The organism is Paenibacillus sp. FSL R7-277, from assembly GCF_000517965.1.
Taxonomy (GTDB): Bacteria; Bacillota; Bacilli; order Paenibacillales; family Paenibacillaceae; genus Paenibacillus_AQ; species Paenibacillus_AQ silagei.
On the sequence record NZ_ASPX01000079.1, the window covers coordinates 44,246 to 67,029 of the forward strand.

16 protein-coding genes are annotated in these 22,784 nt (G+C 53.9%); 1 reads left to right on the top strand and 15 read right to left on the bottom strand.

All coding sequences use genetic code 11. From position 1 onward, the window contains the following. Window positions 1-105 precede the first annotated feature (105 nt). From C173_RS21915 to C173_RS21975, 13 genes are all read right to left on the bottom strand, one after another. Window positions 106-1,233, bottom strand: coding sequence for an NAD(P)/FAD-dependent oxidoreductase (locus C173_RS21915; protein ID WP_036728481.1), 1,128 nt, complete (start codon window positions 1,231-1,233; stop codon window positions 106-108). 36 nt (window positions 1,234-1,269) lie between these two features. Next, complete coding sequence (locus C173_RS21920; RefSeq protein WP_081751286.1) at window positions 1,270-2,025, bottom strand: alpha/beta fold hydrolase; 756 nt, start codon at window positions 2,023-2,025, stop codon at window positions 1,270-1,272. A 433-nt stretch (window positions 2,026-2,458) separates the two neighbouring features. After that, window positions 2,459-3,331 (bottom strand): amidohydrolase family protein, encoded by an 873-nt coding sequence (locus C173_RS21925; protein ID WP_036728484.1) that lies wholly within the window; start codon window positions 3,329-3,331, stop codon window positions 2,459-2,461. Between the two features lie 20 nt (window positions 3,332-3,351). After that, complete coding sequence (locus tag C173_RS21930; protein ID WP_036728486.1) at window positions 3,352-6,471, bottom strand: GNAT family N-acetyltransferase; 3,120 nt, start codon at window positions 6,469-6,471, stop codon at window positions 3,352-3,354. A gap of 125 nt (window positions 6,472-6,596) precedes the next feature. After that, window positions 6,597-7,091: a DedA family protein gene (locus C173_RS21935; protein WP_036728489.1), complete on the bottom strand. Its 495-nt coding sequence runs from the start codon at window positions 7,089-7,091 to the stop codon at window positions 6,597-6,599. 6 nt (window positions 7,092-7,097) lie between these two features. After that, a complete protein-coding gene (gene pssA / locus C173_RS21940; protein ID WP_036728490.1) occupies window positions 7,098-7,622 on the bottom strand; it encodes a CDP-diacylglycerol--serine O-phosphatidyltransferase in 525 nt (174 codons plus the stop codon). Window positions 7,623-7,662: 40 nt separating this feature from the next. After that, a complete protein-coding gene (locus C173_RS21945; RefSeq protein WP_036728493.1) occupies window positions 7,663-9,417 on the bottom strand; it encodes a sensor histidine kinase in 1,755 nt (584 codons plus the stop codon). Continuing rightward, window positions 9,414-10,094 carry a response regulator transcription factor gene (locus tag C173_RS21950; protein ID WP_036728495.1) on the bottom strand — a complete coding sequence of 227 codons (681 nt, stop codon included), beginning with the start codon at window positions 10,092-10,094 and terminating at the stop codon, window positions 9,414-9,416. Before C173_RS21950 ends, C173_RS21945 begins: the two co-directional genes overlap by 4 nt. An 834-nt stretch (window positions 10,095-10,928) precedes the next feature. After that, window positions 10,929-12,770, bottom strand: a complete 1,842-nt coding sequence (locus C173_RS21955) for an ABC transporter ATP-binding protein (RefSeq protein WP_036728498.1) — start codon at window positions 12,768-12,770, stop codon at window positions 10,929-10,931. Beyond that, the gene (locus tag C173_RS21960; protein WP_036728499.1) at window positions 12,754-14,499 is read right to left on the bottom strand and encodes an ABC transporter ATP-binding protein; all 1,746 of its coding nucleotides are present in this window, start codon (window positions 14,497-14,499) and stop codon (window positions 12,754-12,756) included. The genes C173_RS21955 and C173_RS21960 overlap by 17 nt, the downstream gene beginning before the upstream one ends. Window positions 14,500-14,543: 44 nt before the next feature. Next, entirely contained in the window at window positions 14,544-15,029 is a 486-nt protein-coding gene (locus C173_RS21965) for a nitroreductase family protein (RefSeq protein WP_036728502.1), read from the bottom strand. A 585-nt stretch (window positions 15,030-15,614) separates the two neighbouring features. Further along, entirely contained in the window at window positions 15,615-16,112 is a 498-nt protein-coding gene (locus C173_RS21970; protein WP_051478278.1) for a hypothetical protein, read from the bottom strand. Window positions 16,113-16,342: 230 nt separating this feature from the next. Beyond that, the gene (locus C173_RS21975; protein ID WP_036728561.1) at window positions 16,343-18,664 is read right to left on the bottom strand and encodes a universal stress protein; all 2,322 of its coding nucleotides are present in this window, start codon (window positions 18,662-18,664) and stop codon (window positions 16,343-16,345) included. 89 nt (window positions 18,665-18,753) lie between these two features. Here C173_RS21975 and C173_RS21980 point away from each other — a divergent pair, with 89 nt between their 5' ends. Beyond that, entirely contained in the window at window positions 18,754-19,929 is a 1,176-nt protein-coding gene (locus tag C173_RS21980; protein ID WP_036728504.1) for a hypothetical protein, read from the top strand. A 157-nt stretch (window positions 19,930-20,086) separates the two neighbouring features. Here the strand turns inward: C173_RS21980 and kdpC are convergent, their stop codons facing one another. Continuing rightward, window positions 20,087-20,707 carry a potassium-transporting ATPase subunit KdpC gene (gene kdpC / locus C173_RS21985; protein WP_036728507.1) on the bottom strand — a complete coding sequence of 207 codons (621 nt, stop codon included), beginning with the start codon at window positions 20,705-20,707 and terminating at the stop codon, window positions 20,087-20,089. Between the two features lie 43 nt (window positions 20,708-20,750). Continuing rightward, on the bottom strand, window positions 20,751-22,784 hold the full coding sequence (gene kdpB, locus C173_RS21990) for a potassium-transporting ATPase subunit KdpB (RefSeq protein WP_036728510.1): 2,034 nt from the start codon (window positions 22,782-22,784) through the stop codon (window positions 20,751-20,753).

Sequence of the window (22,784 nt, forward strand, 5' to 3'; positions counted from 1 at the left end):
AGTATGGATTGTATTATGGATCAGACCTTCACTTCTGTCAAACAAAAATTCATCCGGCAAGCCGAATTAAATCATAATGTTCCAATGAAGGAAATGTATTCGTAATCATCCGCCCGTTATGGCTCTCTGAAGGCTATAATCTTCCAGCTCCAGATCAGGCTCCCTGCCGAGTGCCAGCTTCGCCAGCTGATAACCGATATACGGCCCCATCGTAAGTCCTGAGGCTCCCAGACCATTGGCCGCAAGGACTCCACTCCACCCGGGGACAGCCCCTATGACCGGCAGAAATCCCGGAGTGAACGGACGGAAGCCGACCCTCACTTCACTATAGGTACCATCCGCCAGTCCAGGCGCAACTTCCAGCCCCTTAGCCAGAATCTCCTGTATCCCGCCGGCGGTCACTCTGGTATTATATCCTTCTACGTCATTCTCATGAGTAGCTCCGATAACAATCTGCTGCCGGGCAAAAGCGAGCAGATATTGATCGCTTGGCGGGATCACCACCGGCCAGACTTCCGTATCTTGTTGGTCAGATACCTGCAAATGCATGATCTGCCCCTTCTGGTAGCTCACCTTGAAGTCAATGCCCAGCGGCATGAGCAGCGGGTTCGCCCATGCGCCTGCACAGATAATAACTTCATCCGCCGGATAATAGTGTCCTCCTGCGTTGACTCCGGTGACCCGGCCCGGTTCAAAGGCAAGCGCAGCGTCACCGCTTATCATGACCGCCCCCTGCTGCTGCGCAGAATGAAGCAGAGCGTCCCGCAAAGCGCGGCCATCCACTCGGGCAGCTCCACTAATATGAACCGAGGCATATCCTTCCGCCAGCAGCGGGAAGCGTTCACGGGTCTGCCCTGCGCTAAGCCGCGTGATGACTCCGATCTCCGGGGCATCTGCCAGCCGCATCCGTGCCCGCTCTTCTATTCTGTCGAGCTTGCTCTCATCCGTATGTATACTAAGCGCTCCAACCCTGGCATAACCGGTATGCGCTTCGCCGCCTTCTTTAAGCTGGCTAATCAGCTCAGGATAGAACCGCGCCCCCGCCTTCGCCAGCCGGTACCAGGCCTGATTGCGCCGCTGCGACAGCCAGGGACAGATGATGCCTGCCGCTGCATCCGTAGCTTGTCCAGGGTCTTGACGGTCTATAATCAGCACCTCTGCGCCCATCACTGCTAACTGGTAAGCTGCCGAGGCTCCGAGAATCCCTGCTCCGATCACGATGACTTTCTTCATCTGTAACTCCTTTCTGGATGTGTACATCCCCTTGTGTTAGTGGATAGGGTTCTGTGCAAGGAATTCAAGAATCGTATCGTTCACCAGAATGGGCTGTTCCCTTAACATATGCGGGCGGTGCCCTGCTCCCTGAACGATCAGCGTCCTTGCATCCGTAAGCAGGGAAGCGAGCTTCACCGTTCTATCCTCTCCCGCGAACGGGTCATCTTCCCCTGAAATTAGCAGTGCCGGGCAGGTTATACTGCCCAGTTGCTCCTCCGTGAGATCCGGGTATCTGATCCAGTCCTGCACCGTTTGCCGCAGATAGTATTGCCAATTCCCCTGATGGGCCTCCTGATGCCTCTCGATCATCTGATTAATGAAGGCTTGCTGCTGATTCGCCAGCAGCTGTTCAGGCTCGTATTCTCCTGCTCCAGCCGGTTCACAGAATCCGCTGGTTCCAATCGTAGTAAGCGTAGCAATCCGTCCCGGATGATTCACCGCCAGGTACAGCCCTACGCCCGCGCCCATACTGTATCCAATAAGATGTGCCCGTTCAATGTTCATCCTATCCATGAATCCAGCGACATCCTCAGCTATTCGTGGAGTAGACCAGTCCAGATCCTGGCAGCGGGTCCTGCCATGCCCTCTAAGATCAGGGAAGTAACAACTGTAATGGCTCTGGAAGTCCAAAACCTGGCTGCTGAAGGCCAGCATGCTGCGGGAATAATGACTGTGCAGGAAGATTACCGGTTCCCCGGTGCCCATCTGTTCATAGAACATTTCAAGATCGTGTACCTGTATGTATGGCATAATACCCGCCTCCCTTTGTGAATACGACCATTACCGGATCTTAACGAGCCAGCTTCTCATTCGCACAGCAGTCATTCGGATGCTGTAGGCACTTGAACGATAGTAACTGCATTTTGTACAATAGATTGCTGTAAAAAAGGCTTCGAAATAGCAGCTATTGTATTCCGTACAATTGAATATTGAAAAAAGGCCATTTTTCACCCAAAACACAACATTCCACTGTATGAAATACATTAGAATTTCATTTTGCGGTCAGCTCTGCCTTTTCTATTGTAGGAAATACAATCTCTTACAGTGTTAAAGCTGATACTGTCTACTCTCAGCTTACCACAGGTCGTCCATCAGAAGTAGTAACCCGCCCCCACTCAACAAGTGGAAACGAAACTAAAAACCCCCGGAATACCATTCCGGGGGAAGTTTGCAGCCCATCTCATTATAGATTCAGTTCGCTGATCCGCTCCGCAAGCTTAGGGAACACGCGGAGTGCATTGTTATAAAAGACATCCTCATGATAAGCTTCCGGCACCAGGTGCTTCACGAAGGTAATATAAGCGTCCAGCGGGACCAGCGGCCAGTCGGTGCCGAAGACCAGCCGGTCGTATTTCTCGGCGAACACCAGCGCCCGGCGGAAATGATCGGTATAGGTCTGCTCGGTCAGCAGCCGGTCCACCTTGGCCTGATCGCCGACAATCCAGCCGGATAGATCCGTGTACAAATTAGGGTTCTTCTCCAGCAGAGCTGCGGTGTCCATCACCCAAGGATCGCCCAGGTGGCAGAGCATGAAGGTAATCTCCCGGTGCTTCAGGAAGGTCTCCTCCATGGACAGCGGATGGGAATACTTCAGCAATCCCTGGTCCACATAAGTCAATCCGCCATGAATGACCACCGGGAGATCGTAAGCGGCAGCCAGCTTATAGACCGGATCATAGATCTCATCCCCCACATTGAAGTGGTAATACCCGGCGTACAGTTTGATGCCAACGACATCGGAGCGCTGCAGCGATTGCTCCAGTGCTTCAAGCTGCCCCTCCAGATGAAGGGTGAGCGGGTTAATGCCCACGCAGGTGAACAGATTGTCCGGCAGGGTCTCGCTCAGGTCAAGCAGCATAGGATTCAGCGCAGCGGAATCGGGAAAAGCTCCGGCAACCGTCTCGGTCACTCCCATGCCGACCCCGGCAATGACACCGCTGCGGCGGAACTCCTCCAGGAGTCCCTTGCCGGTATAGTCGATATGCGCCAAGGTCTGCGCCGTTTCGTGGAAAGCTGCAATATTGGAATAATGCACATGTGCGTCAATGATTTTCATAGAAGCTTCCTTTCTCTGACTCACTTCTTGAACCGGATCGACAGCAGATCGCCATAAGCCTGCTCAGGTACCTGGAGATCCGAGATCAGATAGAATTGCGGCTTGCTGAACTGCTCTTTGCCATCCTGCAGATGCAGGTACTCTTCCGCATAAGACGTCAATGCGACGGAATTGACTAACAAGGAAGGTGACGGATGCTTAAATGATGTAACCAATGACAGACGCTGCTGGCGTTCCATGGAACCCACTTGCAGAATCCCGCTATGGCTGGCATCCTCTGCCTGTCCCCGGCCTGACTTGTAGGTGAGCTCTTGACCTCTGCTGTTCTTAAGATACGCCCTGCCATCCTGTATGTCGGAGGCGGCAGTATAGAAGGTTGAAGTCTCAAGCTTCAATGGGCATAGCGGGCCGCCTGTATTCTGCTCCACATGTACCGTAGAGGCAAGCACCGGAACGCCCGGCAGCAGCATGTAATATTGATGCAGTACGAGTCCTTTGTATTTATCATTCTTCTGAATGGTGACGCTCATTCGGATACCCGACCAGCGGTTCCCCTTATTATCGGTCAGTTCGGCGAAATCAGCCGTTAACGGCTCCTCCATGAAGCTGCGCAAGGCAATGTCGCCCACACTGGTTACGATTCCGCCTACCCATGGATTCCACCAAGACTTTGCAATCGGCTGCGGAAAAGAAGATTCCAGCCATTCCTCGCCCTGATGGGCAAGCGAGAATAATCCCGGTGCAAAGTCCGGGCTGGCCTGTATCCGCAGTATCCCGTTGTCTACAGCCAGTACCTGCGCCCCTTCTGCTACAAGTCTCTCCTGCCGGACACGTTCATCCGCGACAGGCAAGACAAGGAAGGATTGATCCTGCACATAACTGTCCATATCCAGATGCAGGGTCAGCACATCCGGGGCAGCGCCCGATGGTACTGTCAGCGGCAGAGCTGCTTCTCTTAGCTTCTCTTCCTCTTGAACCGTTAACCGCGCTTCCTCCATGCTGCCTGCTTCGGAAGAGATCCGAATCTCACCCACCAGATAGCTCTTCTTCTGCTCCTGAAGGAGAAGCTTAGCCTCTCCGCTTATGAATGGATTCCCATTATTCAGGCTCAGCTCCAGCTGCTCTGTAGTGGTCAGTTCCTCAGCATTGCTGTTACCGCTTTGAAGCGCATAAGCACGGAAATCCTGCCAATGGTCCCAGGTTCCCAAAGCGATCCGCAGCGGCTGCGTTTCCTTCCGCCCGCCGGCGGGAATCCGTCCCAGAGAATGCTCCACAGCATGCATCCACGAGTCCTGAATCAACTTAAGCTCTGACGGCCAGCTAATCCCTCTGGAGAAGCCTTCATCCGCAGCGAACATCCAGTTCTCCGTGAATTCCTGCGCTTCCCAGTAATCCATGCCGGAAGCTTCAGCCCCTGCGCTCAGATCTATATATTTGCCGCGGTAAGGGATGACGCCTCCATGCAGGTTGAAGCGGAAGCCGTCCTTCAGGACCAGCTCATCCACTTGTTCGGTAGCCTGCGGGTTGTCGATTCTGAAATAACGGGAGACAATCCCGTTGCCGAACAGCTTCACGACCATCGTCAGCAGCAAGCCCTTCCGGATGCCGACCTCATAAGTGGCCTCAAGCACGATAGCCTCTTGATCCCTGGAGATCTTCACATCCAGCGCTGAGAATTTTTTGAATTCATTCGTATAAGGCAGTCCAAGCTTCGGATAAGGCAGGTTCATCAGATATTTACGGTTCTGGAAAAAAGTAAGCCAATGATTCGTTTTGTTCAGAACGGCGGAATAGCGGCCATTGCTGATGATCCAGTCCTTGTCGGTCGGGCCGCCGAAGACCGTCTCTGCTCCGGTGAAGACCAGGCTCAGCTCCTGCTCCAGTATAGCTGAATCCGCTCCTTCTTCTGCACTGCGGATGCTCACCGAATGGTGCCAAATTCCGTACCCAAGCAGCCGGGCCGCTGCGGTAACGGTCCTCCGGCTCTTGGCAGGAACCTCAACGGTGTAATGCTTTTGACTGAACGACAGAATCTCGTCCTCCGGCAGCTCGAAGCTGAACACGGTGTCTGTGCTGTACTCATTCTCCACCGTCACATCCAGCTCCACCTCTTCGCCCGCGAAAAGCGTTCTGTCCGGTACCTGGAGCTTCACCTTGACCGGGAACTTGGGCTTAATGCCCAGCTTGAATACGGCAGGCAGGCCGTTAATGAGCAGTTCTGCCTCCACCACAGGATGGGTCTGATAGAGATCCTGCTCCTCCTCCACCGGATGGATGAAGAAGCGGCCTTCGATCCGGGCCTCGGATTCGATATCCTGAGCAGCCTCCAGCTCCAAGCGGATTTGCGCATTGCTTTTACCGCTAATCTGGAGCGACAAGGGCTTCCCGCTTTTATTAACGGCTTCATATATGACAGGGTATTCAGCTCCAAACGGCAGCTCATGCTGCGCAGGAATCGTTACCTGTATCCGGTAATCCTCCGTCTCAATGAGGCGCAGACCGCGGCCTGTCCGCTCATATTCCATTTTCAGCGACAGGCCATCCTTCAGCCATTCATATGTAAAATAGTCGAAGCCGTTTTCCCCATGACCATCAGGCTCCACCTTGATCTCACGGATGCTGTCGTTATACCAGTCTATCTTCTCGAAATAAGACTTCACCGCTCCGGTCTGAAGCACCGAGGGAATGAAGTTCATCAGATGAGTCGTGTCATCCCGGTTCTCCCAGAAGAACCCGCTTTTCTTATACGTAGGCACCGCCTTGACATTACCGGGCCACGTATAGAGATCCAGCCGCGGCCAGCCCAGCTTAATCGTCTCTTCGATCGAACGCCTTACCAGCGCCTTACCCACCTTGCGTCCATGGTAATCCGGTCTCACGTTGAGCAGAGCGATATAGAGCGCCCCGGTATCCTCTTTATAGTGAGAGAAGCTGCAATATCCGATGACCTCTGAGCCGCTTACCGCCAGGAACAACTTGAGCATGGGGCTGTTCTCGTGTTCCCGCAGCACACTTTCCTCTGTCCGGTACGCTCCGTCTCCGCCCCAGCTCTCTGCGCTTCTGTTCCACATCTCGGCAATGGAAGCGGCATGCTTAGCCGGCACATATTCTTCAATCTCGATCTCTTGTAATTCGGGCATTACAGTCATACCTCCTCGGATCGCTATAATTCCTAGCTTCATAGCAATAAATACTACTTGCAGTATATAACAGAACGTTAAGCCGCTGTAAGTTCCTGTTTGATTATAAAAGATTATTACTTAACTCAAGCAAAGGTTAGCCTCGAACCGATCAGATAACCGATCGAGACAAACAGGAGTGACCAGATAAAGGCACCAGCCAGGGTGACCATTAAGTATTTTCGGAAGGACATGGCACTGATGCCCGAGATGTAGCTTGTCACATGCCGGATGCCCGGAACAAAATAAGCGATGAATATCGTCCAGTTGCCGAACCGGAAAAACCAGCGTTTGACATAGGCGAATCTTTTGGGCGTCAGGCCTACCCATTTCCCGTACCGGTCCACGACAGGCTGCCCCACTCTGAGACCGATGGTATAGCTGATCAGCATGCCTGTAATCGAACCTATGAAACAGACCAGAACCGAAAGTGAAAAATCCAGCACCATGGTAGAGGATAGATAGCCAACGAACAGCGTCAGCAGCTCATCGGGAACGGGAAGTCCGACAAGCCCCAGCGCCAGCAGCGCGAATATAGCTATATAACCGTATTGTGAGATCATCTCGATGACCCATGGCATGAACAATCACTTCCTGTTACCGAATTTTTTGAACGAAGGGAACGGAACCCTGCTTATCATCAGTATAGACAACAGTCCCATAATTAAAATGACCATTTCCGGCTTCAGCCGCTCACCTATAAGTGTGGTCATCGACAGAAGCAATCCGGCTGCCGTAATCGGCATGCCCACGAAGCCCTTGGAAGGAGCCGAGATATTGAATCTGGCCAGCCGCAGCGCCCCGCAGATCAGGAATGCGACCGCAGCGACAGGTCCGACCCACTGCACGTTCTCCAGCCGGTATAACAGAATAAGAAAGACGGGAGCGATGCCAAAAGAAATAATATCCGCCAAAGAGTCCAGTTGTTTGCCGAAATCACTGGTGCAATGCAGCATCCGGGCGAGCAGTCCGTCCATAACATCGCATATCGCAGCCAGCAGTATCATTAATAAAGCAAGATCATAACGTTCTTCAATCGTGAATAGCAGGGAAATTGATCCGAAGCCCAGGTTTCCCAGTGTGCACATTGAAGGCAGCCAGCTCCATTTCATGCTGTTCACTCCTTTCCTGACAAGTTAGTAATGGGGCGGCTCAGCCTCCAAAGGTTACACTAAAACAGACGCCGTCCGAGGTGTTCATCACTGCATACCGGCAGCCATGCATATCTAAAATTTGCTTCGCAATGGATAATCCGAGTCCGGTCCCGCCCGTCAGACGGCTGCGTGAAGCCTCGATCCGGTAGAAGCGCTCCCAGATATGCGCCAGCTGATCCTCGGGGATTCGCTCCCCTTTATTGTGTATGGTGAACAAAAGCTTCTTGGGTTGACTCTCCAGCCTAACGGTTATAGTACTGCCCTCTTCAGCATGACGGATCGCGTTGGTCAGCAGATTGCTGAGCACCTGTTCAATCCATGTAGCATCCGCATATACGGGCAATTCATTCGCCGGAATAATGACCACATCCAGCTGCTTATTTTGAAGGGAATGCACCAGTTTATCGGTCACCTTCTCCGTCATTTCGCTCAGCATAAAGGAGCTTTTGCGCAGCTTGATCGTGCCGGACTCCAGCCGGGCCAGGTCCAGCATATCTTTTACCAGGAACTCCATCTTGTCGGCCTCTTCGATAATGACCTTGATATAATGATCCTGCTTGCCGGCGCTCACCCCATCCTCCAGACCCTCGGCGAAGCCCTTGATAATGCTAAGCGGCGTCTTCAGCTCATGGGAAGCACTGGCAAAAAAGTCCTGCTGCATCTGCTCCAGCTTCTTCTTCTGCTCCATCTCCTCCACCAGCTGCTGATTCGTCTCCCGAAGCTCGCCCAGTGCAGTGTCCAGACTTTGGGACAAGGTGAACATGCTTCTGGACAGATTGCCCAGCTCATCCTTCTGGCGGATGGAGGCATGGCCGGTGAAATCGAGCGCTACCATTCGTTTGGCCGTATTATTGAGCTTGATCAAGGGCCGGGTCACCATCTTGGAATAGAACAGCGAAAGGACCAGAATCAGCACGAACCCGCCAAGCCCTAAGTATAAAAAGAACCAGCGCAGCGCTTCATTGGAATCCTTAACATCCTGCAGCGAGGTCACTGAGAACAACAGCTCAATCTCCCCGCTGGCCTGCTTCACGGGCAGAATCATCACGGAATTGCGGATACCGCTCCAGGGAGCCGTCCACTCTTCCTTGACCATATTCAGCTTGCCCAGGCTCTCCAGCTGCCCCGTATTTAACGGGAACCAGTCCTCGATAGCCTCGAAAAGGATGCCCTGGCGCGGGTTCCATATTTTCAGATCCGGCAGGACCAGCTCCGTAATCGTCCCGGTAATGCTTGTGTTGCCCAGCTCCGCCTCCTCGCCTACCGGCTGGAACCCCTGTTTCGTAATCGTGAGCGGGAAAAACTGATTGCCGAGGTCATTCTCCCCAGTGACAAGCTCTCCCTGGATGGTAACCCGGTCATTCTCTTTCAAATGGGCCGACCGGAGCATATCTCCGAATTGATTCATGAACAAGGACATGGGGATCACCTGAGTCTGGCCTTTATCGTCAATCAGCTTCATGCGGAACGGATCTTCCGACTTCATCCGCCCGTCCAGCTTCAGAATGACCATCTGTGTCTTATTGCGCAGCATGAACCGGACCAGCTCGCGGGAAGTGCGGGTTCTGCCCCAGGCTTCTTTGGTGTAGCTTGTCCCGAAGCTCTTAAGATGCTTCTCTACACGGGACTCCTTCTGCGTCTGGTAGAAGCGGTCGAACAGCAGGAACTGGCTGAGGATTACCATCCCGTAGAAACAGACGAAGAAGATTACGGTCATCACGAACAGCTTGAAGGTAATTCCCCATCTTTTCATTCTTCATCCTCGAATCTGTAGCCGGTTCCAATCACTGTTCGGATGTGTCGGGATTCATACCCCAGCTTGCTGCGCAGTTTCTTGATATGGCTGTCCACGACCCGGGAGTCCCCCTCGAATTCAATTCCCCACACCCGGCTGAGGATGGTATCCCGCGAGACCACATGGCCCTTGTTGCGGATCAGCAGCCACAGGAGATCATATTCCTTCGGGGTTAGCTCGACATCGGCGCCTTCCACCTCTAGACGGTGCGCCATGGTGTTGAAGATGGCTGAGCCGAATCTCACAACCCCGGATTCTGGCTGATGTGCGCCTTCAACCCGTTTCATCAACGCGGCAGCCCGGGCCACCAGCACCTTGGGACTGAACGGCTTGGTTACATAATCATCGGCGCCCAGCTCGAAGCCGTGTATTTTGTCGTCATCGGCGGATTTGGCGGTCAGCAGAATAATCGGGGTCGCCGATTTCTTGCGGATCTCCCGGCATACCTGAAATCCGTCCATTTTGGGCATCATAATATCCAGAATCAGCAGATCCGGCTCAAGCGAATCGAACCACAGGAGCGCGTCCTGCCCATTATCGGCTTCGCGCACCTCCCAGCCGTCCTGTATGAAGTAATCCGACACCAGCTCACGGATACGCAGCTCGTCTTCGACAAGCAGTAACTTTTTCTTCAATGTACTCCCTGCTTTCAACCCGTTTATACCTCTCAGCATAGTCGAGTGTTATGTCCTTTATGTGTCCTGTTGTGAAATTGGCTGATAATAAGCCGAAATATATGGTGCAGTTACTTGGGAGACCCTTGGTTTTGAGTATGATATACATCTTAGCTCGGGTGAACGCTGCGCAAACGGAACGTTGTTACAATCGCTGTTGTGTCCAGATTTTTATTATTTTTACCTAATCGGTGAAAATCCGGACACAAAGGCGAACGCTCCGCTTTTCCACAATCGTTCCGCCCGCTCCGCTGTTTGAGTGTAAGGTGCGAGTGCACTTAAAACATACTGAAAAAGATTAGTGTTCTCATGCAACACAAATCTGAAAAAGAAATAGCCGCACTGAACGCCTCAATGAACGCCCCACTGAACGCCCCACTGAACGCCTACTGAACACTTCACTGAATATAAATGTTGTACTTTTTGCAGGAACTCTGTTCGTTTGAGCTCAGATCATGCACATTGTTGTATTTATTGCAGGAATTCGGTTAGATTCACAGCTGAGGAGCGCAGATTGTTGTAATTAGCGCAGGAATTCCATCAGCGCGGTGCTGGGTCATGCGCATTGTTGTATTCTGTGCAGGAATTCTATCTGCGCCTAGCTGGATATGGTGCATTGTTGCACTTTGTAACCAATAATATGAACATTTGAAAGAACGCGATAACATGAACGGTCACAAATTCAATAGCGGCTGAAGCAAAAAACGAAAAACAGCAATTCTCTTATAAAAGGAGGATCGCTGTTTTCCTGTAATTATAACTTTAAGATACAATATTCGGCATTCGCCGCCTTGGTTACCCGGCTTCAAAGGCTTGCTTAAACTGGCTGTTATACAGCTCGGCATATATCCCTTGCAGCGCAAGGAGCTGGCTGTGGTTACCTTGCTCGGCGATCTGTCCGCCTTGGATGACCAGAATCCGGTCAGCATCCTGAATGGTGCTGAGCCGGTGGGCGATCACGAAGCTGGTGCGGCCCTTCATCAGTGTCCGCATAGCCTGCTGAATATGCATCTCTGTCCGGGTATCCACACTGCTCGTTGCCTCATCCAGAATGAGGATGGCCGGATCGGCCAGGATGGCGCGGGCAATGGTCAACAGCTGGCGCTGGCCGTGGCTCAAGGTGGTCCCGTCCGTGCCCAGCAGCGTGTCGTACCCCTGCGGCATTCGCGCTATGAAGCCGCTGACGTTGGCTAGATTGGCCGCCTCTTCCACTTCACGGTCCGTGGCCTCCAGACGGCCGAACCGGATATTCTCACGGATGGTCCCCGAGAAGACATGGGCGTCCTGCAGCACCATGCCGAGCTGGCGGCGCAGCCCGTTTTTACCCAGCTCCCGGATATCCCTGCCGTCGATCAGCACCTCACCGCCGCTCACTTCATAGAAGCGCGTCAGCAGGTTGACAATGGTCGTCTTCCCCGCTCCGGTCGGCCCGACCAGGGCGATCGTCTCGCCTGGCTGTGCGGTGAAGCTTACACCGTTCAGAATAGGCGCGCCCGGCTTATAGCCGAACACTACATCCCGGAAAACAACTTCCCCGCGAATCCGATCCAGCTCCTGCGGCTGCTCCCCGCTGTACTCGGAGGACATATCCATCACTTCAAATACGCGCTCCGCTCCGGCGATTGCCGATTGGATCAGATTATATTGGTTCGCAAGGTCGGAGATGGGGCGGCCGAACTGCTTGGCATAATTCAGCATACTGACGATGACCCCCACGGTAACCAGCTCATGATAAGCCATCCAGCCGCCAATTCCGGCAACCAGCGCGAAGTTCAGATTGTTAATCAGGTTCATTACTGGTCCTACCAGGCCGGATACGATCTGCGCCTTAATGCTAGCTTGGTTAAGCTCCCCGCTTATTCGGCGGAATCTGGTGACCTCCGCCTGTTCTCTGCGGTATTGCTTAATCACCTTCTGGCCGCTGACCGCTTCTTCAATGAAGCCGTTCAGCTCACCCAGATGCTGCTGCTGATCCTTGAAGTAGATCCGGCTTAAGCCGGTAATCCGGCGGCTCGCCAGCACGACCAGCGGAATGGTTACCAGAGCAACTCCAGTCAACGGCACATTCAGCATCAGCATAATGACCAGAGAGCCGCTAAGTGTAATCAGACTGTTCAGCAGCTGGGTTACACTCTGATTCAGCGAGTTGGAGACGTTGTCAATGTCATTGGTTGCACGGCTCATCAGCTCACCGTTAGCATGGGTATCGAAGAAGCTGACCGGCAGCTCCTGGTATTTGGCGAACAGATCCCGCCGCAGCTCGTACACCGTGCGCTGGGAGACGGAGGTCATCACATAAGCCTGGACCCACGAGACGGCGCTGCCCAGCAGATAAATGCCGCCCAGAAGGAGACAGAACCGGACCAGCAGACTATAATCCTGCGGGAGGATCGCGGTATCAATGGCTTTTCCTAGCAGGTAGGGTCCGATCAGGGCGAGGACAGCATTCAGAATCGTGAATACATAGACCATAATCAGCCCTGTCCGCTGACGGTTCAGATAGGACCAGATGCGGAGGATCGTTGCCTTGCTATTCTTCGGACGTACCTTGGGTGTTACGCCAACACGGCCGGGAGGCCCGCCGCCTAACACTCCAGGTCCGCCGGGAGCCTGCTCCCTTTTACGTTGACTGGACATAGGGCTCCTCCTCTTCCTTCAACTGGGAGTGACGGATGTCCCGGTAGATCTCGCTGCCTGCCATCAGCTCGGTATGCGTACCCTGTGCGGCGATCCGGCCGTTCTCCAGAATCAGAATCCGGTCGGCATCTATAATGGAAGACACACGCTGGGCAATCATAACGACAGTAGAGTCCTGAAGCTCCGTCTTCAGCAGCAGGCGGATGCTTGCTTCGGTAACCGCATCCAGAGCGCTGGTGCTGTCATCCAGGATCAGAATGGCCGGCTTAATTAACAGCGCGCGTGCAATGGACAGACGCTGCTTTTGTCCGCCTGACAGGTTCACCCCGCGTTGTCCGAGCTGCGTGTCGTAGCCTTGCGGCATAGCTGTAATGAATCCATGTGCTTCTGCGGCCACAGCCGCCTGCTCCACTTCTTCATCTGTTGCTTCCGGCCGTCCGTAACGGATATTATCCCTGATACTGCCGCTGAACAGCAGGGACTGCTGCATTACGAAGCCGATCCGGCTCCGCAGATGCTCCAGGCTAATCTCCCGGATGTCTGTTCCGTCGATCAGAACGGCACCGGACAAGACCTCATAGAATCTTGGAATCAGACTAACCAGGGTAGACTTCCCTGCTCCGGTAGCCCCCAGAATAGCGATCGTCTCCCCGGGGCTGGCTGCAAAGCTGATGTCCTCCAGCACAAGATTTTCATCCCCGCGGTTATAGGCGAAGGAGACCTTGCTGAACTCAATCCGTCCGAGCGTAATGGCTGCTTGGTCCGCCGCAGGCGCTTCGGTAATTTCACTTGTGGCGGCGAAAACTTCATTCACACGGTCCCCCGACACCTTAGCCCGTGATACGAAGGCAAGCATCGTGCTCAGCATCATCATCGACATGAGCAATTGAGTAACATAGTTAATGAAGGCAATTAGTTCACCAACGGGCAGCGCCCCGTTCCAGTTCTGTAGGCCTCCGAACCAGAGCACGGCAATAATGCTGGCATTCAGAATCAGCATCATAAGCGGCATATTCAGCGCCATCAGACGGATCGCCCGGATTCCGGTATCCGTATAGCCGGTATTTGCGGTATCGAAGCGCTTCTGCTCATGGTCTCCACGGACGAAGGCTTTGATTACACGAATGCCGGTGAGATTCTCCTGCAGTACATTGCTCACCCCATCCAGCTTCTCCTGCATCCGGGCAAATAACGGAAAAGAAAGCCGGATCAGCACAAACAGCAGGATGAACAGCAGCGGAACCGCAGCCAGCAGGATTAGCGCCAAGGACGGGCTGATCCGGACCGCCATGACCAGACTGCCGATCAGCAGCAGCGGTGACCGCACGAAGCTCCGCAGAATCATCTGCACGAAGGTCTGGAGCTGCACGACATCGTTCGTCAGCCGGGTGATCAGCGAGCCGGTCTTCAGCCGATCCAGATTGCGGTTCGAGAAGGTCTGGATATGCTCAAACAGCTTGATTCGCAGATCATTCCCGAAATTCTGTGAGGCGATACTTGCACATATCGCACAGCCCACACCCCCAGTCATCCCGATGATAGCGATTCCAATCATCATTCCGCCTGTTGAAAGGATATGCGATAAATCATTCTTCATCAGGCCTTTATCCACAATGCTGGCCATAAGTGCAGGCTGCAGCAGGTCCATCACTACTTCAACTACCATTAACAGCGGGGCAAGCACGCTCCAGAGGGCGTACGGCTTCATGAAGCCCCTGAGCTTCCACATTCAGTTCACCTTCATCTCATCAGTTGTTGCATCTGTTCGTCCGTTTAGGGTAAATATGTGATTTTATCAGTCATTGGTGTTCGCTGTTTGGCAGCAGGCACTTCCGAAGGATACCCTACGGCAAGCACCGCAATAACATCCTGTTCTTGAGGAACACCTAGCACCTCGCGGCCCTTGGCTGTACCGCCGAGTGATGACCAGAACACACCAGCTCCTGCCTCATGGGCTGCCAGCATGAAATTCTGGATATAGCAGGACACGGCCATGATGTTCTCTTCACGTTCCATTGTGGTAGCGGCAGATTTGGATAAGACTCCAATCAGCACGGGAGCACCGCCAAAATCTGTCTTATGGTTCAGCGCTGCACGGGTCTGCGGTCCAATGAACAACAGCTCCCACGGCTCATTCATCCGGTGGTTCGGAGCATAGCTGGCAGCCTCCAGCCAAGTATTCAGCTCCTCCTCCTTAATCGGGTCTGGCCGGAAGGCTTTAATCGTTCTTCTCGTTTGAATAGTATCGATGATAGTCATAGGTAGTCCACTCCTTCTGTTGTATTTGTATCCACATGGTAATAAGCATATCTCTTTAACACGTTAAATTACAAGGCTTTATAACTAGAATGGAACATTATGTATGTTATGTTGATAGCGGCATCTGGCGAATTCATGGGAAAATGTTGCTGCACTGGCTGCCGCTCATTTGCTCCTTTTGGGCAGCAGCATGCTCACACAACTTCAGGCCGACACATTGTGTGTGGTTTTCGGCATACATTGGGCCCGGGCTCCCTCGTACCAGCATATTGTGTGTGGTTTTTAGCATACATTGGGCCCGGGCGCCCTCGTACCAGCATATTGTGTGTGGTTTTTAGCATACATTGGGCCCGGGCGCCCTCGTACCTGCGTAATGTGTGTGGTTTTTAGCATATATTGGGCCCGGGCGCCCTCGTACCTGCACATTGCATGTGGTTTTTAGCATCCACATAAGAAAACCATAGTGATTTACTTAATTAGCAAAAACAGCCCAGCAAACTCCGCCTTAGCGGAGCTTCCTGAGCTGTTCTTTTGGAGGAGTTGATCTGTTCATATGTTCATCTGTACTCCGTGCACTCGTTCATCCTAGGCCTGCTCCAGCGCATATTTTCTCATCGTCTGCTGCTTGAAATCATCCCACGCCGGTGTGGACAGACGGGCTTGCTGCATCAGAGGTTCAAAGGCTTGATAGAGCGCCGCAATCTCGCTGAATGAGCCATCGATCAGCTTCATGAAGGGCAGCTTTTGGACCAGTCTCAACCCTTGGGCGAGCAGTGCCGGGTGCTTCTTCGCCCCGTTAACAAGGGAGGCGGGGTTAACGGGTAAGCCCAGCGTGGAGAGCACGCGGAACCCTTCATCCATTACAGCAACCGCCTGTTTCCAGCGTGCAGAGTCTTTGCTTACTTTTGCCAAATTAAAATCATAGAGATAAATGACCGACATCACCGGGATAATTAAAACAATGTGACTCAAGAGCCAGGCGTTAATATCCTGCGAATAATCCAGCTTATACTTCGTCTTATGGAAGGCTTCTGCAAGCTCCGTCTTGAACGGAACCTCACCCTCCAGACTGCCCAGCACCATCTTGCCGCCACCGCTAATAACAATTACGCGCCCGTCTTCCTCACGCGTCCCGCCGTTTACCTGGAAGCCAAACGCAATATTCTGTGGGCTTGTTAAATAAACATCTGTTCATTAGGTTAGCAGCGGGGACTCTATTAGCGCAATTGCCAATGGTGCCAAGGATGTCAATTACTGAACAAACCCGTGTAAATTGTACATTATCCGTACCACTCCTATGCCGCAGAGCCGCTTCATTCCATCATCTGAGTATGAACGGCCACGATCAGCATATCCATATGCCGGGCATGCCGCAGCAGATATTGGACGAAGCTCGTTATGAACAGGCTGCGCAGGAAGGGTCTGCGGGATTGGCCGATGATTACCTGCGTAGTCTGCATATCATTCATCCGCTGGAGCAGATGCTTATAGAGATGCTTGCGGCTTCCCGCCTCCGTAATGTCCATTACCCCGCCCAGCCGCTCGGTCAGAGCCTTCAGCGTATCCAGCCGTTTCTGCTCCTCCGCCGTCTTCATGCGGGCACAGTGCACGTAGTGAACATGCCACTCTGCCTTCAGGCGGTGTGCAATGCGGAAGCCGCGGCGGACCAGCCGTTCAGCCTGCGGTCCTGTGTCTACACAGACGAAGATAACCTCCCGTCTGCTCCAGGGTCCGCGCAAGGCAGGCTCACGCTCCCAGGCCTCCAGCCGCTCATCCACATCATCGGCAATCTCGCGCAGGGCCAGCTCGCGCAGCGCGATCAGATTGCCGATCTTGAAGAATGACTCCAGCGCCTGATTGACCTTCTCTTGCGCGTAGATCTTCCCTTCCCTCATCCGCTGCTGCAGCATCTGCGGAGTAACGTCGATCAGCTCCACCTCACTGGCCATCCGCAGGATGGCATCCGGCACCGTCTCGCGCACACGCACACCGGTTAACTGCTCCACCGCATCGTTCAAGCTCTCCAGATGCTGCACATTAACCGTGGTAATGACCGAGATCCCGTTCTCCAGCAGCTTGATCACATCCTCATACCGCTTCTTGGTGAGGCTGCCGGGGACATTGGTGTGGGCCAGCTCATCCACCAGCACCACCTCGGGACGGCGGGCGATAATGGCCGCTGTATCCATCTCCGTAAGCTCAGTGGACTGGTAGGCAATCCGCGCTCTCGGAATCATCGTTAACTTGCCCACCTGCTTGCCGGTTTCCTCTCTCCCATGGGTCTCCAGCAGTCCGATAACCACATCGATGCCCCTGCCCAGCAGCAGATTGCCTTCCTGGAGCATTTTGTAGGTTTTGCCTACGCCGGGGGCTGCACCGATATACACCTTGAAGGTGCCCCGGCGGATATCCTCGATCCGCCGCTCCAGCTCCCGGCCGGTCAGCCGGTGGAACGGTTCCGCCGCCATCTTCACAGCGGGACGGACCGGCAGAACCCGTTCTCCCTCCTGCTCGGCACGGTCAGCCATCAGGAACACATCGATATTCCGCGTCCGCCGCAGGACACGGCTGGCAATGGAGCCTTGCCACTTCTCCTGCCAGCGGCTTTTCTGCGAATGCCCCATCACAATTCGGGTGACATTGTTCTGAATGGCATAGCGCACAAGCATGGAAGGCAGCATCCGCAGGCGCAGCAGCTCCAGCTCCTCGAACCGCGCCTGAATCCGTTCGGTCAGCTTTCGGATGGAGCGCTTGAATACCTGCTGATCCTTGGTCAGGGGACGTCCGCGCAGGAGGAACGTAACGATTAGCAGGTCTCCGTTCAGCCGTTTGGCAATCTGCTGTCCCCTTCTAATATAGAGGGAACCGTTCCAATGATACTGCGCGGATACCAGAATCCGCTCTGTTGCACCCGAAGGGCCGATCAGTCCCTCGGCCTCGCGGTGCTTTTCCAGGGAATCATTGACCCCTTCCGCCATCAGCCGCAGCGACACCTCACGGAGTACGCCAAGGTTGCCCCGGAGGGATAGTGCCGGGTGTGCTCCCTCACCAAGCACCCCCTCCTCCAGCCGCTTGAGAATGGTCTCCGGCGACACATCGATCAGCCGTACCTCATCGGCGAGCTCCAATGTATTGAGCGGCACAGTACATTCCGCACGGATGCCGGTCATTTCATAGATCTGCTCGCCCACACCAGCCAGCTCGTAGACATTAATAGTCGTGATTACGCTGATGCCCTGATCCATCAGATAACGGATGTCCGCAAGCCTTGTCGGGAACCGGGCCTCTTCGCGGTTGCGGTGCGCCAGACCGTCCACCAGCAGCACCTCGGGGTTGCGCTCCACCAGCGCCTCAAGCGGCAGATCCTTCTCCTCCTTGCCATCCTTCCGCCAGTGGATGCTGGGGACCCGCTCCAGATCGCCAAGCTGCTGAACCGTCTCCGCCCGGCCCATAGTGGAGACGGCACTGATCACGACATCGATCCCCTGATGCTTCAGCAGCTTGCCTTCCTCCAGCATATGATAGGTTTTGCCGGAGCCGCTGACCGAGCCGATGATGATCTTCAGCCGCCCCCGCTGGAGCTGGTAGATAGAATATAGAATCTCCTCAGGAGACTTGCGTTTATAGGGCGCCACGGACTCACCTTCTTTCAATAATCTCCGCACATCCTCCATATATGCTATAATTTTCTTCTGAACGCTTAACCCACCATAGGAGGAAAATCATGAGCAATTTGAAAAAGTGGCTTTTCAGTCTTTTTGTACTTTGTTTACTGGTGTCGCTGGCCCCGGCTTCATTCGCAGAGGGAACGAGCCCCTCTCCAGAAGCAGCCGCCAAGGAACTGGAATTTCCGCTAGCCTTTGACAGGGCAACGGGCGATAAAGTTTCCACCATCGCAGCGGATGGACAAGGTACTATTATCGCCGTGTCCAACTCGCCCTACCTGAATGTCACACACAACAACGGGAACAAGTGGATCTCCCGAAAACTGCCTTCCAGTGACATAAACAACGTCTTTTATGTCAAAGGACGGTACTTCTTATCCGTCTATCATGTGAATTCTTACCATTCCACGATTGTCAACTACACGTCTGCGGATGGCGACAAATGGACTCCCTTCACCCTAGAATCAAGCAACGGGAAAGCGACAACCATCCGCAATGTTCAGTTTTTAAATGGGCAATATGTGCTGACCGGCAGCCAAGCGGATGATATCAGTCCCATATATACGTCCTCTAATGGTGTGAATTGGAAGGAAGCCGGCCTGTTGCCCGTCGAAGTGCACTACTTGACCTGGAACGGCAACATATACTCTGCCTACTGCGGGGAGTATGAGTTCTTATCAAGACAGGCCATGACGTTGTCCCGCAACCAGTTCCTGACGGATGCCAGTGACAATCGCTATGCGGAGCTTGTTCTGTATACGTCGACCCATTTGATAAGCTGGACCCTGCAATCGGGAACAGTCAAAAAGGATCTCAGCTACAAGTTTAGTGTGAATGACGTTCCCCAAACGAGCTACAATTTCAAGTTGGAAGGGTATACGCCGGATGGTGTCATCACCTTGTATGATGAGCGAAATACATATACCTCCAAGAACGGAATTACGTTTGCCATTCAGAAGACTCCCTCCGCTGTCGTGAATCCGTTTGGCCGAAGCCCGATTTATAAGAAGGGCAACACATACTATACCTTTGTTCGGTACTGGTACAGCCCTGGTGTGGTTTACAGCAAAGTGGGAATTTCGGCAGACCGGGTGAAATGGACGATGACGGACCTCGGCAAAACCGTACCGAATGACATGTATGTCATTCAGGCGGGCCGATGGTTTATCGGCTATGGCTATGATAGCAGAATTATGGTTTCGGAAAACGGCTTGACCTGGAAAAAAATCCGCTAGCGCATATCCTCAAAAAGACTGTGGGAAGCCCGGCAGTGTTCTCTTGATGCTCCGGGCTTGCTTGCATCTAAATATTCCTTTCTCCCAAAATAAAACTTACTGCTAAAGGCTAAGGAACTGCAACATAGCTTGCATATGGGGGACGGTCCGCTCCAGCTTATTTCGCCATCTCCGTCAGCGCCAGATTCAGCTTCAGCACATTCACCCGTTTCTCTCCGAAAAGCCCCAGATCACGCCCTTCGGTATGCTCTTTCACCAGCGCTTCAAGGGTATCTGCCGGAATGCCGGTCAGCTTGCTGATCCGGGGAACCTGCACGAGCGCCGCAGCCGGAGAAATATGCGGATCAAGACCCGATCCGGAATTCGTAATCAGATCCACAGGGAGCTGACTTACAGGGACGCCGGGATTGTCCAGCTTCCACTGGGCAATGGAATCCTTCGTGCGCTGCAGCATATCGGGATTCGATGGGCCATAGTTATTCGATCCCGAGGCTTCAGCTTTGTATCCGATACTGGATACACGGCTCTGGAACATAGCCTGGTTCGTGAAGCTCTGCCCGATCAGCGCAGAACCGACGACCTTCCCGGAAGCTTCCTTCAGCAGGCTGCCGTTCGCCTGGGCAGGCATCAGCACCTGGGCAAGCGCGGTGGAAGCCAGCGGATAAATCATTCCGCAGAGAATAATGAATACGATGCTTAACCTCACTGTAGTAAAGACAAAAGCTGCCGGTGAAGCGGAGACCTGCTCTCCGGTTGTCTCATGTGTAGATTGTGTCATGATGATTACGCCCTCCTTGTATATTCAATCGTCTGCCGGACCCCTAGATCCATATACTGACGAGCATATCAATCAGCTTGATGCCGGCGAATGGAACAGCGACTCCGCCCAGACCATAGATGACAATGTTGCGCGTCAGTAGTCTGGTCGAACTCATCGGCTTATAGGAGACCCCGCGCATCGCGAGCGGAATCAGCAGCGGGATGATAATCGCGTTGAAGATCAGCGCCGAAATAATAGCGGAGCTTGGGGACCCCAGACCCATGATGTTCAGGGCTTCCATCTCAGGAATAGCGAGCGTGAACATCGCCGGAATGATCGCAAAATACTTGGCAATATCGTTAGCGATGCTGAAGGTGGTCAGCGCCCCGCGCGTCATAAGGAGCTGCTTCCCGATGGCTACAACCTCGATGATCTTGGACGGATCAGAATCCAGATCGACCATATTGGCCGCTTCCTTGGCAGCGGTCGTCCCGCTGTTCATCGCCAGCCCGACATCGGCCTGGGCCAGCGCGGGAGCGTCGTTCGTTCCATCCCCGGTCATGGCGACCAGCTTGCCCTCGTTCTGCTCCCGGCGGATCACCGCAATTTTATCCTCCGGAGTACTCTCAGCTATAAAATCATCGACCCCGGCTTCACGGGCAATCGTGGCGGCGGTCAGCGGGTTATCCCCGGTACACATAATCGTCTTGATCCCCATGCTGCGCAGCTCGTCGAAGCGCTCCTTCATCCCGGGCTTAACGGTATCCTTCAGATAGATTAGCCCGAAGATCCGGTCATCTACAGCAACTGCGAGCGGAGTGCCGCCCAGCCGGGCGATAGCATCCGAGTTGCTGTCCAGATCGGCCGGTACGGCACCGCCTTGCGACAGCACCCACTTCTTCACGGAGTCGACCGCTCCCTTGCGCACAGAGCGTCCGTCCCGCAGATCCATCCCGCTCATCCGGGTCTCCGCCTTGAACTCAATGAACTCCCCGCCGTCCGCGAGGCTGCTGTCAACCTGAAGCTCCAGCTTCTTCGCCAGCTCCAGGACAGAGCGCCCTTCGGGCGTCTCATCCTTCAGTGAGCTGACCGCCGCCCAGGCTGCAAGCTCGGCTACAGTTGCTTCCCCTACCGTGACGAACTCACTGGCCATCCGGTTGCCGAAGGTAATCGTCCCCGTCTTATCCAGAATCATCGTGTTGATATCCCCGGCAGCTTCCACCGCCTTCCCGGACATCGCCAGGACGTTGAACTGCGTCACCCGGTCCATTCCCGCAATCCCGATGGCCGACAGCAGCCCACCGATGGTGGTCGGTATCAGGCAGACGAGCAGTGCGATCATGACCGGAATCTCCAGCTTCACCCCGATATAATCCGCGATGGGACGCAGGGTGACTACGACAATCAGGAAAATAATCGTGAGGCTGATCAGCAGCGTGTTCAGAGCAATCTCATTCGGTGTCTTCTGGCGCTTCGCCCCTTCGACCAGCGAGATCATCCGGTCCAGGAACGATTCTCCCGGATCACTGGTGATCCGCACCTTGATCTGGTCGCTGACTACCCGGGTACCGCCGGTCACGGAGCCGAAGTCGCCTCCGGCTTCCTTAATGACCGGAGCCGACTCCCCGGTAATGGCCGATTCGTCCACAGAAGCCAGCCCCTCGGTCACTTCCCCGTCGCCGGGAATCAGTTCGCCCTGGCTGACGACTACGATATCGCCTTTGCGCAGCTCAGAGGCCGGTACTTGCTTGACCCCTGATCCCGCCAGCTTATTGGCGGTGATGTCCTGCTTGGTTTTTTTGAGCGAATCGGCTTGTGCCTTACCCCGGCCCTCCGCCAGCGCTTCTGCGAAGTTAGCAAACAGCACGGTAAACAGCAGGATGAAGAACACGGTAATATTGAAGCCTACCGCGTGCTCCGCATGGAAATACCCCGGCGCCAGCACCATAAGCAATACGATAACCGTCCCAACCTCCACGACGAACATGACCGGATTCTTCATTAGCGTCACCGGGTTCAGCTTCACCAGACTATCCTTGGCAGCACTTAGCAGGATGGGACCCGTCAGCAGCTTCTTTCTGTGTACAGTACTCAT

Coding starts and splice junctions, on each gene's coding strand:
- C173_RS21915 (WP_036728481.1), bottom strand. CDS start 1,233: ATGAAGAAAGTCATCGTGATCGGAGCAGGGATTCTCGGAGCCTCGGCA.
- C173_RS21920 (WP_081751286.1), bottom strand. CDS start 2,025: ATGCCATACATACAGGTACACGATCTTGAAATGTTCTATGAACAGATG.
- C173_RS21925 (WP_036728484.1), bottom strand. CDS start 3,331: ATGAAAATCATTGACGCACATGTGCATTATTCCAATATTGCAGCTTTC.
- C173_RS21930 (WP_036728486.1), bottom strand. CDS start 6,471: ATGCCCGAATTACAAGAGATCGAGATTGAAGAATATGTGCCGGCTAAG.
- C173_RS21935 (WP_036728489.1), bottom strand. CDS start 7,091: ATGCCATGGGTCATCGAGATGATCTCACAATACGGTTATATAGCTATA.
- pssA (WP_036728490.1), bottom strand. CDS start 7,622: ATGAAATGGAGCTGGCTGCCTTCAATGTGCACACTGGGAAACCTGGGC.
- C173_RS21945 (WP_036728493.1), bottom strand. CDS start 9,417: ATGAAAAGATGGGGAATTACCTTCAAGCTGTTCGTGATGACCGTAATC.
- C173_RS21955 (WP_036728498.1), bottom strand. CDS start 12,770: ATGTCCAGTCAACGTAAAAGGGAGCAGGCTCCCGGCGGACCTGGAGTG.
- C173_RS21960 (WP_036728499.1), bottom strand. CDS start 14,499: ATGTGGAAGCTCAGGGGCTTCATGAAGCCGTACGCCCTCTGGAGCGTG.
- C173_RS21965 (WP_036728502.1), bottom strand. CDS start 15,029: ATGACTATCATCGATACTATTCAAACGAGAAGAACGATTAAAGCCTTC.
- C173_RS21970 (WP_051478278.1), bottom strand. CDS start 16,112: ATGGTGCTGGGCAGTCTGGAGGGTGAGGTTCCGTTCAAGACGGAGCTT.
- C173_RS21980 (WP_036728504.1), top strand. CDS start 18,754: ATGAGCAATTTGAAAAAGTGGCTTTTCAGTCTTTTTGTACTTTGTTTA.
- kdpC (WP_036728507.1), bottom strand. CDS start 20,707: ATGACACAATCTACACATGAGACAACCGGAGAGCAGGTCTCCGCTTCA.
- kdpB (WP_036728510.1), bottom strand. CDS start 22,784: ATGAGTACTGTACACAGAAAGAAGCTGCTGACGGGTCCCATCCTGCTA.